Origin of the sequence: Streptomyces nanshensis, from assembly GCF_001751255.1 — a bacterium.
Taxonomy (GTDB): Bacteria; Actinomycetota; Actinomycetes; order Streptomycetales; family Streptomycetaceae; genus Streptomyces; species Streptomyces nanshensis_A.
In genome coordinates, this window is the sequence record NZ_LJGW01000514.1 from 1 (window position 1) to 863 (window position 863).

Sequence of the window (863 nt, forward strand, 5' to 3'; positions counted from 1 at the left end):
GTGGCCGCGGCGGCACCGGCCGCCGTGCCCGCCGCGCGCACGATCTCCGTGCCCGGGAGCCCGGTCGCGGCCCGGCCCGGGGCGGTCACGGGGAACACCCCCGTCTCCGTGCGCGTGCCATCCTCAACCCCCCGTATCCGGCCGTACGTTCGTATGGGTCCGTGATACCCGGGCGCTGATGCGCGTAACGATCTCGTACGAGATGGTGCCCACCGCACGCGCCCAATCCTCCGCGGTCGGCTCCCCGCGGTCGCCGGGGCCGAAGAGCACGACCTCGTCGCCCGCGGACGCGGGATCCCCGCCGAGGTCGAGCACGAACTGGTCCATCGCGACGCGTCCCGCGACCGTCCGCCACGCGCCCGCTGCCAGCACCGGCGCCGTACCGGAGGCGTGCCGCGGCACCCCGTCCGCATAGCCGAGCGGCACCAGGCCCAGCGTGGTCGGTCCGTGGGTGCGGTAGGCGTACCCGTAGCTGACGCCGTGGCCCGCGGGCACCTGCTTGACCAGGGCCAGCGAGGCGCTGAGCGTCATGGCCGGACGCAGCCCCAGATCCGCGGCGACGCCGACCTCGGGCGACGGCGAGAGCCCGTAGACGGACACCCCGGTCCGTACGAGGTCGAAGTGGGACTCGGGAAGCGTCAGCGTCGCGGGCGAGTTGGCGTGGTGGCGCACCTCCGGGTCGAGACCGGCGCGTTCGGCGAGCCGGATCGCCTCGCGGAACGCGTCGAGCTGCGCGGCGTTGGCGGGGTGGCCCGGCTCGTCCGCGCACGCGAAGTGCGACCAGATACCGGTGACGCGGACGGCGCCCTCCGCCTCGGCGGCGCGCGCCGCCGCCACGAACGCCGGCCAGTCCGCGGGCTGGC

1 protein-coding gene is annotated in these 863 nt (G+C 75.9%); it reads right to left on the reverse strand.

Features of this window, described 5'->3' with window-relative positions:
* Positions 1-123 precede the first annotated feature (123 nt).
* On the reverse strand, positions 124-863 hold a 740-nt coding region (gene alr, locus AN218_RS29300; protein ID WP_070020110.1), incomplete at its 5' end, for an alanine racemase.